General features: G+C 59.5%; 16 protein-coding genes. 10 read left to right on the top strand and 6 right to left on the bottom strand.

Annotated elements, in window-relative coordinates; all coding sequences use genetic code 11:
* Positions 1-48: 48 nt before the first annotated feature.
* The 4 genes from DRET_RS01340 to DRET_RS01320 form a co-directional block, all read right to left on the bottom strand.
* Positions 49-285 (bottom strand): HypC/HybG/HupF family hydrogenase formation chaperone, encoded by a 237-nt coding sequence (locus DRET_RS01340; RefSeq protein WP_015750729.1) that lies wholly within the window; start codon positions 283-285, stop codon positions 49-51.
* Positions 286-300: 15 nt separating this feature from the next.
* The gene (locus tag DRET_RS01335) at positions 301-798 is read right to left on the bottom strand and encodes a HyaD/HybD family hydrogenase maturation endopeptidase (RefSeq protein WP_015750728.1); all 498 of its coding nucleotides are present in this window, start codon (positions 796-798) and stop codon (positions 301-303) included.
* Between the two features lie 361 nt (positions 799-1,159).
* Positions 1,160-2,860: a nickel-dependent hydrogenase large subunit gene (locus DRET_RS01325; RefSeq protein WP_015750727.1), complete on the bottom strand. Its 1,701-nt coding sequence runs from the start codon at positions 2,858-2,860 to the stop codon at positions 1,160-1,162.
* A 67-nt stretch (positions 2,861-2,927) separates the two neighbouring features.
* Positions 2,928-3,881, bottom strand: coding sequence for a hydrogenase small subunit (locus tag DRET_RS01320; RefSeq protein ID WP_015750726.1), 954 nt, complete (start codon positions 3,879-3,881; stop codon positions 2,928-2,930).
* A gap of 493 nt (positions 3,882-4,374) precedes the next feature.
* Between DRET_RS01320 and serB the strand changes: the two genes are divergently transcribed.
* The 10 genes from serB (at position 4,375) to DRET_RS01270 (ending at position 12,736) form a co-directional block, all read left to right on the top strand.
* A complete protein-coding gene (serB, locus tag DRET_RS01315; RefSeq protein WP_015750725.1) occupies positions 4,375-5,589 on the top strand; it encodes a phosphoserine phosphatase SerB in 1,215 nt (404 codons plus the stop codon).
* A gap of 109 nt (positions 5,590-5,698) precedes the next feature.
* Positions 5,699-6,268: a cysteine hydrolase family protein gene (locus tag DRET_RS01310; RefSeq protein ID WP_015750724.1), complete on the top strand. Its 570-nt coding sequence runs from the start codon at positions 5,699-5,701 to the stop codon at positions 6,266-6,268.
* A 109-nt stretch (positions 6,269-6,377) separates the two neighbouring features.
* Positions 6,378-6,653 (top strand): DUF493 domain-containing protein, encoded by a 276-nt coding sequence (locus tag DRET_RS01305; RefSeq protein WP_015750723.1) that lies wholly within the window; start codon positions 6,378-6,380, stop codon positions 6,651-6,653.
* Between the two features lie 165 nt (positions 6,654-6,818).
* The gene (locus DRET_RS01300; RefSeq protein WP_015750722.1) at positions 6,819-7,217 is read left to right on the top strand and encodes an FxsA family protein; all 399 of its coding nucleotides are present in this window, start codon (positions 6,819-6,821) and stop codon (positions 7,215-7,217) included.
* A 60-nt stretch (positions 7,218-7,277) separates the two neighbouring features.
* Positions 7,278-9,125, top strand: a complete 1,848-nt coding sequence (locus DRET_RS01295; protein ID WP_015750721.1) for a UbiD family decarboxylase — start codon at positions 7,278-7,280, stop codon at positions 9,123-9,125.
* Between the two features lie 183 nt (positions 9,126-9,308).
* Positions 9,309-10,379, top strand: coding sequence for an AI-2E family transporter (locus DRET_RS01290; RefSeq protein WP_015750720.1), 1,071 nt, complete (start codon positions 9,309-9,311; stop codon positions 10,377-10,379).
* A 21-nt stretch (positions 10,380-10,400) separates the two neighbouring features.
* Positions 10,401-11,063 carry an HAD family hydrolase gene (locus DRET_RS01285; RefSeq protein ID WP_015750719.1) on the top strand — a complete coding sequence of 221 codons (663 nt, stop codon included), beginning with the start codon at positions 10,401-10,403 and terminating at the stop codon, positions 11,061-11,063.
* A 64-nt stretch (positions 11,064-11,127) separates the two neighbouring features.
* Positions 11,128-11,400: a hypothetical protein gene (locus DRET_RS01280; RefSeq protein ID WP_015750718.1), complete on the top strand. Its 273-nt coding sequence runs from the start codon at positions 11,128-11,130 to the stop codon at positions 11,398-11,400.
* Positions 11,393-11,941 (top strand): class I SAM-dependent methyltransferase, encoded by a 549-nt coding sequence (locus DRET_RS01275; protein ID WP_015750717.1) that lies wholly within the window; start codon positions 11,393-11,395, stop codon positions 11,939-11,941. Before DRET_RS01280 ends, DRET_RS01275 begins: the two co-directional genes overlap by 8 nt.
* A gap of 87 nt (positions 11,942-12,028) precedes the next feature.
* Positions 12,029-12,736, top strand: coding sequence for a phosphoribosylanthranilate isomerase (locus DRET_RS01270; RefSeq protein WP_015750716.1), 708 nt, complete (start codon positions 12,029-12,031; stop codon positions 12,734-12,736).
* A gap of 11 nt (positions 12,737-12,747) precedes the next feature.
* Here DRET_RS01270 and mutM read toward each other — a convergent pair whose 3' ends face one another.
* A complete protein-coding gene (mutM, locus tag DRET_RS01265) occupies positions 12,748-13,674 on the bottom strand; it encodes a bifunctional DNA-formamidopyrimidine glycosylase/DNA-(apurinic or apyrimidinic site) lyase (RefSeq protein ID WP_244147917.1) in 927 nt (308 codons plus the stop codon).
* A gap of 38 nt (positions 13,675-13,712) precedes the next feature.
* The gene (purN, locus tag DRET_RS01260) at positions 13,713-14,402 is read right to left on the bottom strand and encodes a phosphoribosylglycinamide formyltransferase (protein ID WP_015750714.1); all 690 of its coding nucleotides are present in this window, start codon (positions 14,400-14,402) and stop codon (positions 13,713-13,715) included.
* Between the last annotated feature and the right edge of the window lie 3 nt (positions 14,403-14,405).

Here is a 14,405-nt window from a genome sequence, read left to right as displayed (position 1 = left end):
GCGCGCCTCAGCCGACCCGAATGGTTCCGGGGCAAGGCCTGCCCGGGACTAGACGACCTGTCCCACCTGGGCCATTTCTCGCAGAATCTGCAAGCTCTCCTGGGCTTCCTGGGGATCCAGGATGCGCAACGCGAATCCGGCGTGGACGATGACATAATCGCCTATCTGCGGTTCCTCCTCCAAAAGCATCAGCGATGCCTTGAGCGTTGTGCCGCTTTCCCCCACGCTACACACAGCCATCTCATTCTCAATGGATTCAATGCGGACCGGCACTGCCAAACACATATCCCTCTCCTTGGCTTATTGGCTCACGGGTTCAGCGGTCGCTCCGGCCTTCCGGATCTCCTCGGCCACCCGCTGCATCATATGCGGCAATGCCGCCTGGGCGGGCTCTGAAAGGCCCACTGCCATCGTTTCATAATCGGCTGGTTCCATACCGATGACCACCGCTTCAGGACAATGCCCGGCCAGATCACAATAGACCAGGGTGTCCACCAGGTCGGTCTGGTGCATGGAATTCTTGAAGGCCAGACTCTGGCGCAGGTCCTCTCCGGTCAAACGGTAGACCGAGCCTGGGTCGCTGTCGCCCAGCACGGCGTCGACAACAATGAGGTAGTCGCTTTCCATAATGTAGTCCATGAGTCGCGTCCCCAGCGTCCCGCCGTCCATAAGGGTCACGTTCTCGGAAAACTGATATCCGGACTGCATTTCCTCGATGGCCCGGACTCCGATACCCTCGTCCGTAAACAAAATATTGCCGACCCCAAGAACCAGGATCCGCTGTGTCTCGATGCTCATAGCTGTTGTTCACCATTCCCGGTTTGTTATGCGTCACTGCGTTTGCAGGAACGCGTTTCGGCGCCGCTCGTGCTCCTGCTTGCAAACAAGGTTCCCCGATTGCGTGGCGCTATGAAGGTCATATCTGGTCCCAGGGGCAGAAAGCAAGGACAACCGGAACCTTAGCCTTGCCCGTTTCAGCTGAACCGGACCATACGCATTGCTGTCGCCGGCGGTAACCCCTTTGAACCAGCAAACAGCGGGCCTGGCCCGTGCCATTGCAGCCCTGATTGCCCCGCTTTGCCCCATTTTCGGCGCAAAAAACGGGAACCCGGACCGCACGGCCCGGATTCCCGTTTTTTTGTCGTGTATCGCAAGCACCTTACAAGACGCGGAACTTGTGCACCTTGTTGGTCTTGGAGTCGATAACGTGGACACCGCAGGCAATGCAGGGGTCGAAGGCGTGAACGGTCCGCAGGATTTCCACCGGCCGCTCAGGATCGACCACCGGCGTGCCCATGAGGGCCTCTTCCACCGGACCGAGCTTGTTCGCGCCGCACCGGGGGCCAAGGTTCCAGGTCGAGGGCACCACCAGCTGGAAGTTCTCGATCTTTTTGTTCTTGATCCGGACCCAGTGGCTCAGACCGCCGCGGGGAGCATTGACAAACCCGACACCTTCCGCCTCGTTGGGCATTTCCCACGGGGTGTAGAGATCGTTGTTGCCCGAGGAGACATTTTCGGCCAATTGATTGATCCAGGTCTCCATTTTCCGGGCGGTGACCAGGGTCTCGATACCACGGGCGGCTGTGCGGCCCAGGGTCGAAAACAGGGCTTCCTTACCCACGCCGAGTTGGCCGCAGACATAGTCAACGGCTTCGACGGTGTCCTTGTGACCGCGGGCATAGGCGACCAGGACATGGGCCAGAGGACCGACTTCCATGGCTTCGCCCTGATAGCGCGGGGCCTTCATCCAGGAATAGCGATCCTTGTCTTCCAGGCTGGTGTATTGCGGCTCGGTCACGCCCTCGTAGGGGTGCTTAGCCGGGCCGTCTTTGTACCAGCTGTGCTTGACGTGTTCGGCGATGGCATTGGGATCGAAATCCGTTACCTGCCCGAGGTTGCGATTCATGATCACGCCCTGCGGGATGTAGTTGTCGGCCATGCTGTAGTCATCGTTGCCGAACTCGCCGAAACTCAGGAAATTGGTGCAGCCGCCAATGCTGCCCCAGTCCTTGTAGTAGCCGGCCACGGCCAGCAGGTCCGGGATATAGCATTCTTCGACGAACTTGCGGGTTTCTTCGTACAACGACTTGAATTCGCTGATCCGTTCCGGGGTCAGGCTGTTGTAGCAGGTCACTCCGCCGACCACGGTGAACTGGGTGTGCGGGTTCTTGGCGCCGAAGACCGCCATGGCCCGGGCTGCCTTGACCTGCAACCGCAAGGCTTCCAGATAGTGGGCGGTGGCGATGAGGTTGACTTCCGGGGGCAGATAGTAGGCTTCGTGCCCGCCGAGAAAGTAGGCGTTGGTGAAGATGCCGAGCTGGCCGCTGTCGACAAAGCTCTGCAATTTCTGTTGCACCGCCTTGAGATCTTCGGCCTTGGTCACCCGCGGAGAGATGTTGTTGGCGATCTTCGCGGCCTTGGCCGGATCGGCCTTCAAAGCGCTGGTGACATCGACCCAGTCCAGGGCGTGCAGATGATAAAAGTGGACGATATGGTCGTGCAGATACTGGGCGGACAGCACCAGATTGCGGACCAGATGGGCATTTTCAGGGATTTTGACGCCCACGGCGTTGTCGACGCAACGGGTGGAGGCCAGGGCGTGGACATAGGTGCACACACCGCAGGAACGTTGAGTAAAGTGCTGGGCATCCCGGGGATCGCGCCCCTTGAGGATGGTTTCCAAGCCACGGAACAACTGGGAGCTGGACCAGACATTGCTGACTTTCCCGTTGTCGACCTCGACCTCCACGCGGAGGTGGCCCTCGATGCGGGTCACCGGGTCAATGACAATGGGACCTGAATAGCTGCTCTGCGGGGTCACCGGCACCGCGGGTGCCTTTTGGGCTTTGCAACCGGCCATATATACGTACCTCCTTGAAACAGTGCTTTCCTAATGCGCAAAATGGCGTTGATGCCTGAGGCCAATCCTAGAAGTATTCATAGAACGGCGACATGCCATCCCAGAAACCGGGTTCGCTGCACCCGATGCAGGGGTGACCGGCATCAACAGGCCAATTTGTTTGGTTGAACAGGACTTTCGGGCAGTTATTGAACGTATACGGCCCTTTGCAGCCCAACTCGTACAGACACCACCCCTTCTTGGCCTCTTCCGAATCAAAGGAGGGCGCGAACTCGCCCATATTGAAATGGCCCAGGCGCGGGCAATTGTCGTGCACGGTTTCCCCGTAAAAGAGCATCGGACGGTTGTTGTCGTCGAGCTCCGGCACCCCTTTGGTCAGATAATGGACCACAGTGCCCACGAAGTTGTAGGGATTGGGCGGACAGCCGGAGACGTTGACCGGATTGACCCCAAGATGGCCCAGGGCCGCTTTGACACCCTTGGCTTCGGTGGGGTTGGGCTTGGCGGCCTGGACACCGCCAAAGCAGGCGCAATTGCCGATGGCGATGACAGCCTTGGCCTTGGGGGCGATATCGCTGGACATATCGAGCATGGTCCGTCCGGCGACCTTGCCGTAGACACCGCCGTCCTTGGTCGGGATCCCCCCTTCGATGACGCAGATATACCCATTGGGATTCTTGACCGCGTGGTGCAGGGCTTCTTCAGCCGCCTCACCAGAGGCCTGCATCAAGGTTTCATGGTAATCCAAGGAGATGGTATCCAGGAGCAACTCGTCTATGTACGGGGACACGGTCCGCAGCACCGACTCAGAACACCCTGTGCATTCAGCGTTGTGCAGCCAGACCACGGAAGGACGTGTTTTGGAAGTCAAGGCCTGCGCGATTTTTGGGCCCATGGACGCCTCCATCCCCATAAAGGCGGCCACACCGGCACAAAATTTCATAAAATCACGACGCGACACACCGCGTTCGGCGAGCCGCTCCTCAACTCCGTCTTTCCCCATTCCAACAAAACATTTCATCAGGTACCTCCATACCGTTTGAGACCCAGCAGGTTCGCCGCATCCGGTCACTGTGACCGGGAAGGGCACACCACCCGCGTCTTTCCACTAGTTTCCCTTTTGCTAGTCCCCCTTTTTCGCAGAATGATCCTGCACCGAATTGAATTTGTTCGCTTTTGAAAAAGCACGAATTTCTTGTGGTGTCAATATATGTTTACAATTCAATTTCATTCGTGAAGAAAATGAATGCTCAATCAGCTCTTATTCGCTCCACTGCAGAAGAGAATGATTACTCATTCAGTATAAATGAACACACAATCAGTACAAAATGACTATTCAATCACCTTTCTGCGCCCCTGGTACAATTCCATTTTCCACCACCGCATTCATCCCTTTCGGGCTTAAAGGACAGGGCCTTCTTCTTGCCCTTGCGTCCAAAAAAACCTAAAATTTTGTTTTTCTCCACCGACCACCACCGCCACAACACGCAGAACAAGCCTGATACCATTTGCCAATGCACGAAATCATCCAGATCACTATTTCCGGCCCCGATCGGCCCGGGCTCTCCGCTGCGCTGATGGAAGTCCTGGCACGCTACAAGACGCCGGTGTTGGACATCAGCCAAGCTGTGCTCCATGAGACCCTGTCCCTGGGACTGCTCATTGAGGTCCCGCCCGAAGCCGAATCCTCGCCGCTGCTCAAAGATTTGCTCTATCAAGCCCACACCCTGGGGGTGCAGCTCGAATTCCAGCCCATCAGCGCCGAGCAGTACGAACATTGGGTCCAGGCCCAGGGCAAACAGCGCCATATCATCACCCTGCTCGGGCGGCAGCTCACGGCAGAACATATCGCGCGCCTGACCCAGATTGTCTTTGCCAACGGGCTCAATATCGATTTCATCACCCGCCTCTCAGGCCGCTTGTCTCTGGAGACGATACGGCACAGTCCGGAAACCGCCTGTGTTGAATTCTCGGTCCGCGGCACCCCGCACGACAAAACAGCCATGCGCGCCGCCTTTTTGGAGATGTCCAAGGATCTCGAGGTGGATATCGGACTGCAGGAAGACAACGCCTACCGCCGCAACCGGCGGCTCGTCGCCTTTGATATGGATTCCACGCTCATTCAGGCCGAGGTCATCGACGAGCTGGCCAAGGAAGCGGGAGCAGGAGAGGAGGTGGCCCGGATCACGGAACGGGCCATGCGCGGGGAAATCGACTTTGAACAGAGCCTCCGCCAGCGGGTCGCCCTTTTGGCTGGCCTACCGGAAGCAGCCTTGGAGGCGGTAAGCCACCGTTTGCCCTTGACAGAGGGGGCCAGCCGTCTGATTGTTAACCTCAAGCGACTGGGGTACAAGATCGCCATCCTGTCCGGTGGCTTCACCTATTTCGGCAACCAGCTCCAGACCCAATTCGGTATCGACTATCTCTGCGCCAACGAGCTGGAAATCCACGATGGTCGGCTCACCGGGGGGCTCAGTGGCCCGGTGGTCGACGGCGAGCACAAGGCCAGACGCCTGCGGGAAATTGCGAACCGGGAACACATCAGCCTCGAACAGGTCATCGCTGTCGGGGACGGGGCCAATGATCTGCCCATGCTGGAAATGGCCGGCCTGGGCATCGCCTTCCACGCCAAGCCAAAGGTCCGTGCCGGTGCGCAACATGCGATCTCCAACCTGGGCCTGGACAGCATCCTGTATTTTATCGGTCTGCGGGACCGGGAAGCCACCTGATTCGCGACAGCGACTCCCGGTACCTGACTGTTGTAAAATTGCTTGTGCCCCAGTTCGTTCAACAGCACCCGACACCACGACAAAGCAACTGGAGCTACGCGTACACCCTATGCCCGCCCTGATCATCATCGATATGCAGGAAGACTTTGTCCTGCCCCACGGCAGCCTCTGCATTCAGGGAGCGAAGGACACCGTACCCCGCATCCGGGAGGTCCTGGACGGTTTCCGCCAGCGGGCCCTGCCGATCTTCCACGTGGTGCGTTCCTATCGCGCTGACGGCGTGGATGTCGAATGGCCCCGGGAGCAGGCCTTTCGCAAGGGACACCATGCGGTTGTTCCCGGGACGCCCGGCGCGCGCATTGTCTCCGAGCTCGCTCCCCGGCCCAATGAATACGTGGTGACCAAAAAACGGTTCAGTGCGTTCATGCATACGGAACTCGACCTGCTTTTGCGGCGGCTGCATATCCGTGAGCTTGCGGTCTGCGGCACCCAACTCCCGGTCTGCGTTCGGTGCTCGGTCTTCGATGCCATCGCCCTGGATTACCGGGTGACGCTTATTGCCGATGGCACCTCGGCACAAACAGAGGCCATTGCCGAGGCCAATCGGTTCGATATGGCCAATATCGGAACCCGCTGCCTGAACGCGGCCGACTATCTGAGCCAGTTGGCTGGTGCCTGACAGGCGAACCTGATGGTGTGGACATTTCTGGCACAAACGGGGCCAGAAACCGCACCAGCGTTTTCCAGACAAACCAAGACAGCGCCCTGGCGCTGCAATGATACAGCCTATGGAACCACACAACGACGACCGTTTCAGCGATTTTCAGGCCAAGCTCGATGCCATCCACGACTGGCCGGACACCTACACCTTCAAGTTCATCGTCCCCAAAAACCAGGTCCAGGCGGTCTGTGATTTATTTGAGGCCCGGGACACAGTCACCACCCGGCCTTCCCGCAAGGGCAACTATATCAGTGTGACAGCGCAGACCCGGGCGACCTGCAGCGAAGAGGTCATCTCCATCTATCAGGCTGCCGCAGGAATAGAAGGGATCATCAGTCTGTAACCCTCTCCGGGACGCAAGGCGAGTCTGTCGCTGACGGTTCCGGCGTGCGGAATCGCCCCCGGACCCCAAAGCCTTTGAGCGAGTTTGTACAGGCCTTGTGGAAACTTCAGCCCTGGCACCCAAGGCCAAATCGTCAAACCAAGAGCCAAACCAAACGAGACCCCCATGCTCCTTCGTCTTTTTCTGGCCTTTACCCTGATTCCGGTCATCGAACTCTACATCCTGGTCAAGATCGGAAGTGTGGTCGGGGCCCTGAACACAATCCTGCTGGTCATACTCACCGGCTTTGCCGGGGCCTGGCTGGCCCGCCTTCAGGGATTCCAGACCATGATGCGCATCCGGACCAATCTCGCCCAAGGGGTTATGCCCGCGGAAGAGATGGTCGACGCGATGATCATTTTCGGCGCCGGTCTGGTTTTGCTGACCCCGGGATTGCTGACCGATATCTTCGGCCTGCTTTTGTTGTTTCCGCCGACCCGGGGACGCTTCAAGGCGTGGTTGCGCCGCAAATTTGAAGACTGGATCCGCCAGGACCGCGTCCACATCACCTACTACCATCATTAGACCGGCACCGCCGTTGCCGGATCGCCGGGACGGTTGGCAGACCACAGAGACGGGGACCTCATGGGCTATACCAATCTGCACGACTGCGTGCACGATCTTGAAGCCGCCGGGCAACTCAGGCGCATCGACACAGAAATCGATCCGCGCCTGGAGATGGGAGTCATCCAGCGCCGCGCCTTTCAGGCTGGAGGCCCAGCTCTGCTGTTCACCCGGGTCAAAGGCAGCGGTTTTCCCATGCTCGGCAATCTCTTCGGGACCCTGTCCAGAACCCGTTTCCTTTTTCGCGACACCCTCAAGCGCGTCGAGACCCTGGTCCAACTCAAGGTCGATCCCGCCGAAACGCTTCGCCGGCCATGGCGGCTCGGCTCCCTGCCCCGCGCCCTGTGGCACACGCGCCCCATGCTGCGCCGCAGCGGCCCGGTGCTGGCGAACACAACAACAATTTCCAATCTGCCCCAGCTTGTCTCCTGGCCGGAAGACGGCGGTGGATATGTCACCCTGCCTCAGGTCCTGAGCCGCTCGCCCCGCCGCGCTGACTGGCAACACACCAATCTCGGCATGTACCGGGTCCAGCTCAGCGGCAACCATTTCGTCCCCGACACCGAAGTCGGGCTGCATTACCAGATCCACCGGGGAATCGGGCCGCACCACACCGAGGCCCTGGAAAAAGGAGAATCCCTGCCGGTGAATATTTTTGTCGGCGGGCCTCCAGCCATGACGCTGGCCGCGGTCATGCCGCTGCCCGAGAATCTCCCGGAACTCTTTTTCGCCGGCCTGCTCGGAGGCCACCGCCCCACGCTGGTCCAAAGCGAACACCATCCCTTGCCTTTGCTCGCTGAGGCCGATTTCTGCATATGTGGTCATGTCCCGCCGGGGGCCCTGAAACCCGAAGGGCCGTTCGGAGACCACCTCGGGTACTACAGCCTGACCCACGACTTTCCCGTGCTCAAGGTCGATGCGGTCTACCATCGCAACGGGGCCATCTGGCCCTTTACCACGGTCGGGCGCCCGCCACAGGAAGACACGGTTTTCGGGACGTTTATCCACGAACTCACCGAACCTCTGGTAGGGAGCGTTTTTCAGGGTGTTCACGAGGTCCACGCGGTGGATGCCGCTGGCGTCCATCCCTTATTGCTGGCCATCGGGAGCGAGCGCTATGTCCCCTTCGCCAGCGAGCGCCAGCCCCAGGAACTTTTGACCAACGCTCTGTCTTTATTAGGGTCGACCCAGACCTCATTGTCGAAATATCTTTTCATCGGGGCCCGCGAAGACGACTCCCGGCTCAGCACCAAGGATATTCCAGCCTTTTTCCGGCATATCCTTGGCCGAGTCGACTGGCGGCGCGATCTGCACCTCATCACCCGAACAACAATGGATACCCTCGACTACTCCGGGATCAGTCTCAATCAGGGGTCCAAAGGGATCATCGCCGCAGCGGGCCCGGACACCAACCGCCTGGACAGCGAACTCCCGACTGACGTCTCTTTGCCCGAGGGATTCAGCGCCCCCCGCTGCTTTGCCCCGGGCATCGCCGTATTGTCCGCCCCCCGGCACACCTTGCCCAGGGACACGCAAGATCCGGCACTTGACCAGCTCTGCCGCCATCTGGAAGAAAGTCCTGCCGACTGGAGCGGCTTCCAACTTGTGGTTGTTGTTGATGCCAGCGAGGAGGCGGCGAACTCATGGGACGATTTCCTGTGGCAGACGTTTACCCGCTCCGATCCGGCGACCGACAGCTACGGTCTCGGGGCCTTTGTCCAATCCAAGCATTGGGGATGCACCGGGGCGCTGGTCATCGACGCCCGGCTCAAATCCTACCACGCCCCGCCCTTGGAGCCTGACCCGGAGGTGGAAAAGCGTGTTGACGAGTTGGCGGCGCCTGGAGGTCCGTTGCACGGGCTGTTCTAAGGATCACAGGGAACCTTGCCGCCGAGGTATCAGACCCGCTCAGCCGGTGGCACTCAAGAGCGCTCAAAAAATCCTTGCTGGGCAGGCCCATCGGAGTTTGGGCCCCAAAGCGTTGGGCGGCCTTGCCGAAACGGTGCCCCCGATTTGGAAAAACGACACCAATCAGCACGAAGGATATTCGTTGTGAACCTCATCCGCGAATGGTTTCGCCGCCACTTTTCCGACCCCCAGGTCGTCATTTTGGCCTTGATTCTGATCAGCTGCATCCTGCTGATCATGACGGTGGGCGATCTCATCGCACCGGTGCTGGCCAGCGTGGTCCTGGCCTACCTTCTGGAGGGACTGGTCCGTTTTCTGGAAAACCGCCGCGTCCCGCGCATGCTCGCCGTGTGCCTCGTTTTTCTCATATTCGTCTTTTTTCTCTTTTTTCTTGTACTTGGATTGTTACCGCTGCTGTCGCAACAGATTGTGCAATTTTTTCAGGAACTGCCGTCCATGCTCGCTGCTGGCCAACGTGAACTCATGCGTCTGCCGGAGCGCTATCCGAAATTTATCACCGAAGACCAGATCCTGGATGTGGTCGCTGCCCTGAAATCCCAGCTCACCGGTCTGGGGCAACGGGTGCTCTCCATTTCCCTGGCCTCCGTCCGGTCGCTGTTTAATCTGCTGATTTATATGATCCTGGTCCCGATCATGGTTTTTTTCTTCCTGAAGGATAAATCCAAGATCATCAATTACATCAAGATGTTCATGCCCAAAGACTATACCCTGACCCGCCGGATCTGGCACGACGTCGACCGCCAGATCGGCAATTTCGTCCGGGGCAAAGTCTGGGAGATCCTCATTGTCTGGGGCGCGGCCTACGGCCTGTTTCTGATCATCGACCTCAACTATGCTATTTTACTTAGCTTTCTTGTTGGGATATCCGTCATCGTGCCCTATGTCGGCGCCACGGTCATGACCCTGCCCGTGGCCCTGGTCGCCTACTTCCAATGGGGTTGGGGGCAGGAATTTATCTACGCTATCATCGGGTACACCATTTTGCAGATTCTGGACGGCAACCTGCTCGTGCCCCTTTTGCTCAGTGAAGTGGTCAATCTCCATCCTGTGGCCATCATTGTGGCCATCCTCTTTTTCGGAGGCATCTGGGGCTTTTGGGGGGTCTTTTTTGCCATTCCCCTGGCCACTTTGGTCCAATCTATCATCAACGCCTGGCCTCGCGCTGGCCAGCCCCAGCCGCCGGCCCCAAAATAATCCGGCCCAATTTGAGTACCTATGCCCTATTCAACAGTCTTTTTTGATCTCGACGGGACCCTGCTCAACACCTTGGACGATCTGGCCGACTCCATGAATTCGGTTTTAGAGCACAACGGCCACCCGCCCCACCCGGTTCAGGCGTACCGCTACTTCGTCGGCAAAGGCATGGAGGCCCTGGTACGCCAGGCCCTGCCCGAGCACGCCCGTTCTCCGGAACACATCCGCCACTGTCTGGCCCAGATGCAGGACAGCTACGCCCGGAACTGGGCGAACAAGACCCATCCCTATCCCGGTGTCCCGGACATGCTGGCCACACTCAAAGCCAGAGGCATGCGGTTGAACATCTTGTCCAACAAACCGCAGGCGAACACCGAGGAGACTGTGGCCCATTTCTTTGACCCCGACTTGTTTGACGCGGTCATTGGGGCCAGAGACAATGTTCCCAAAAAACCGGACCCCACCGCCTTGCTGGAACTGATGTCCTCTTTTGGCCTCGACAAATCGCATTGCCTGTTTGTCGGCGACTCCGCGGTGGACGTGCGTACCGGCCGCGCGGCCGAGGTCCTGACCATCGGTGTCTTGTGGGGATTTCGCGATGCGCCGGAACTCACGGAAAACGGGGCCCAGGAACTCATCAAATCTCCCGATCAATTGGTCCAGCTTCTCTTTCCCGAACACTGAAATACCGCATTGTTCACACCGATCTTCAGTCTTTACCAACATTGAACCCAGAAGGAGCGCATGCATGCAGGATTTCCGAGGGACGTACTATTTTCCGGTCCCGAACAACCGGCAGGTCAAAATGTACGTCCGGGATCACGACGGCGTCATCCAGTTCAGACTGTGCAATGAACAAGAGCCCGATGTCTGGCAGCGCCACGGCTGGCTCTCCTACGAAGACGTCCGACAGGCCTCGCAGATGTATGAAGGCGAGTTGAAGGACCCGCTCCAGTTTTACGATTTCGAGATCGCCAAACACCTTCTCTTTGGCAGCGAGGATCCCCAGAAACATGGATAAAGACCGCACCCGCTGGAACGACAGATACCGCAACAACCCGCCGCCGGAGCGGGTTTGCGCCTTGCTTCCAGACCATGTTCCCGATGGGGAAGGCAAGACCGCTCTCGACCTGGCCGGCGGGACGGGGGCCAATGCTGCCTTCCTGGCCGACAAAGGCTACCAGGTATACAGCGTGGATATTGCCGATGCGGCCATACAGCGCTTGCAGGAGCGAGGCCACCCCCGAATCCATCCGGTCCAGGCCGATCTCGACACCTACCGCCCCCCAGCCGAACGCTTCGACCTCGTGCTCACCGTTCGATTTCTGGATCGACGGCTCTTTCCCTACCTTGCCGAGGCCCTCGTGCCCGGCGGTGTCCTTCTCATTCACACCCTTTTGGACGACCCTCGCCGGGACTGTCCCCAAATGACCTCGAATCGCGACCACCTCCTGCGCCCCAACGAATTAGTGCGCTCTTTCAGCAACTTGCGCATTGTGTTCTATCGGGAACATTTCTCCGACACCGAGTGCCTCGCCTCGCTGGTCGCCTATCGGGACTAAGCAGGCGCCTTGCGTTGTCTTCGAGGGAGCCGATCCAGGACGCGCCCAATTCCACCAACCGAGCCCTCTAACCAAAGAGCCTCTGTCATGGCCGCATCCCGCCTGCCTTTCCATGCCCCGTGCATCCAAATAGCCGGTATCCGGGATGAACAAGAAGTCCGCCTGCTTCTTGAGGCGGAAGTGGATTATCTTGGATTTCCCTTCCGGCTGCCAGTCCACGCCCCAGACCTGAGCGAAGCCTCTGCCGCCGAATTGATCCGGAAAACCGGCATCCACGCCCGGGCTGTGTGCATTACCTACGAAACCACCCCAGAAGCGATCGTCGGCTTGTGTCATACCCTGGGGGTGGCCGCCGTCCAACTCCATGCCCCAATGCCCTTGGGCGCACTCCAAGAGCTTCGCCGCCTGGCCCCTGAGCTGGGTATTCTCCACAGCCTGGTCATCGGACGTGACCCACTGGACCAGCTGGCGCAGCAGCTCCAGAGGCTCGCCCCTTTTGTCGACGGTTTTCTCACCGACACATTCGACCCCACCACCGGTGCAAGTGGTGCGACCGGCTATATCCATGACTGGCAAACCAGCGCGGCCATCGTGCGTGCGGCCCCCAGGCCCGTGATTCTGGCTGGAGGGCTCACAGCGGACAATGTGGCAGCGGCGATTGCCGCAGTTCGCCCGGCCGGTGTGGACGCTCATACAGGTGTCGAGGACCATGCGGGGCGCAAAGACCCCGATCGGGTACAGGCATTTGTTCGGGAAGCACGGAAGGGATTCGCCCTGCTCAAGACGCAGGACTGAAAAGGAAGGGCTTAGTCAGAAAGGGGTTGACACCGGGGGCAAAAGGTCGAGGTCCTGCCGGCCACGGTGGTTCGCTCCAGACAGCGACCGCAACAGGGACATGATGCACCGCATCGCCCGTAGACCTGGAATTCATTCTGGTGGGAGCCCCGCTTGCCCAGGGCGTCGACGTAATCGCGCAGCGAGGAGCCGCCCGAAGCGAATCCCTTATTCAGGGCCGCATGCAGGGCGTAGACCAAACGATTCAGGGCTCCCGGGGAAAGGCGATCCGCCGGTGTAGCGGGGTGGATGCCGGCGCGAAACAACGCTTCATCGGCGTAAATATTGCCGATCCCGGCGATGACCGTCTGGTCGAGCAGCAGACTCTTGATCCGCGCCCGGCGTCCGGACAGGATCCGGGCAAAGCCGGGGCCGTCGAGGTCGAAAGGTTCCGGGCCCAGACTGGCGAAAAACGGCCACTTGGCGAGTTCAGCCCCGTCAAAGAGCCGGATATACCCAAACTTGCGGACATCCTGAAAGACAAAGGATTCGCCGCTTTGCAGCCCGAACCAGGCCTGGACGTGCTTTTCCTGTCCGGCAAGGGGACCGCCGAGCAGGAGCTTGCCGCTCATTTTGAGATGGAAGACCAGGTGCCGATCGGGAACACAATCCACAAGCAGCAATTTCGCCCGCCGCCAGACCCGCTTGATACACCGCCCCGGGACATCCTCGCGTATCCGCTGTGCATCACCGCAGGCGACCGCATCACGGCGCAGATGCACGCTGGCGATATGCTGCCCCGTGAGAGCCGCATCGAGCCCCCGGGCGATGGTTTCCACTTCTGGCAATTCCGGCATGGCCGTCTCGAGTATTCCGCGTTCGCAGGGCGGGAGGATCTCCCCGTTCCAGGTCCCAGGCGCCCAGGCAGAGACAACGCCTCCGGGCAGGACGACTTCCATTTGTGTTCAAGCCGTGACTCCGTGCCCGGTTCTCGGCACTACATCCCGGGCTCCAGTCCAGGAGCAAAGAGGCAGACAGATGCGTCACTCCCGGGGGCAGGCCCGGGATCCGGGGCGTTGTCGACAACGACGTGCCGCTTGCGAATCTGCAAGCGGCCTTCTGCCAGCCACTTGACCGCCTGGGGATAGATCCGGTGTTCGAGATGCAGAATTCGCTGGGCCAAGGTATCACCGTCGTCACCCTCCTGGGTCGGCAGGGCGGCCTGGATAATGATCGGACCGTTGTCCAATTCCTCATCCACAAAATGGACAGTGGCTCCGGCGAGCTTGACCCCATACTCCGCTGCCTGGTGTTGCCCATGCAATCCTTGAAACGCAGGGAGCAACGCCGGGTGGATATTCAAAATCCGCTGGGGAAAGGCCTGGATAAAAAACGGAGACAAGAGCCGCATGTACCCTGCAAGGACAACGGCCTCGGCCCCGGCAGCCCGGATGGCGGCCACCACATCACGGTCATGGCTTTCACGGTCCGGATAGGCAGTGTGGGGCACGACAGCCGTCGGCAGGCCGTGCTTTTCGGCGCGAACGAGGCCATACGCGTCAGGCGTATTGGCGAGCACCAGAACAATACGCGCCGGAACGCGTCCAGCCTCGATACTGTCGATGAGCGATTGGAGGTTGGAGCCCCCCCCGGAGACGAGGACAGCCAACGGCATGGGTTCAGACATGGA

This window comes from Desulfohalobium retbaense DSM 5692, assembly GCF_000024325.1.
GTDB classification, from domain to species: Bacteria; Desulfobacterota; Desulfovibrionia; order Desulfovibrionales; family Desulfohalobiaceae; genus Desulfohalobium; species Desulfohalobium retbaense.
This window is presented reverse-complemented; position numbering and strand designations above follow the sequence as displayed.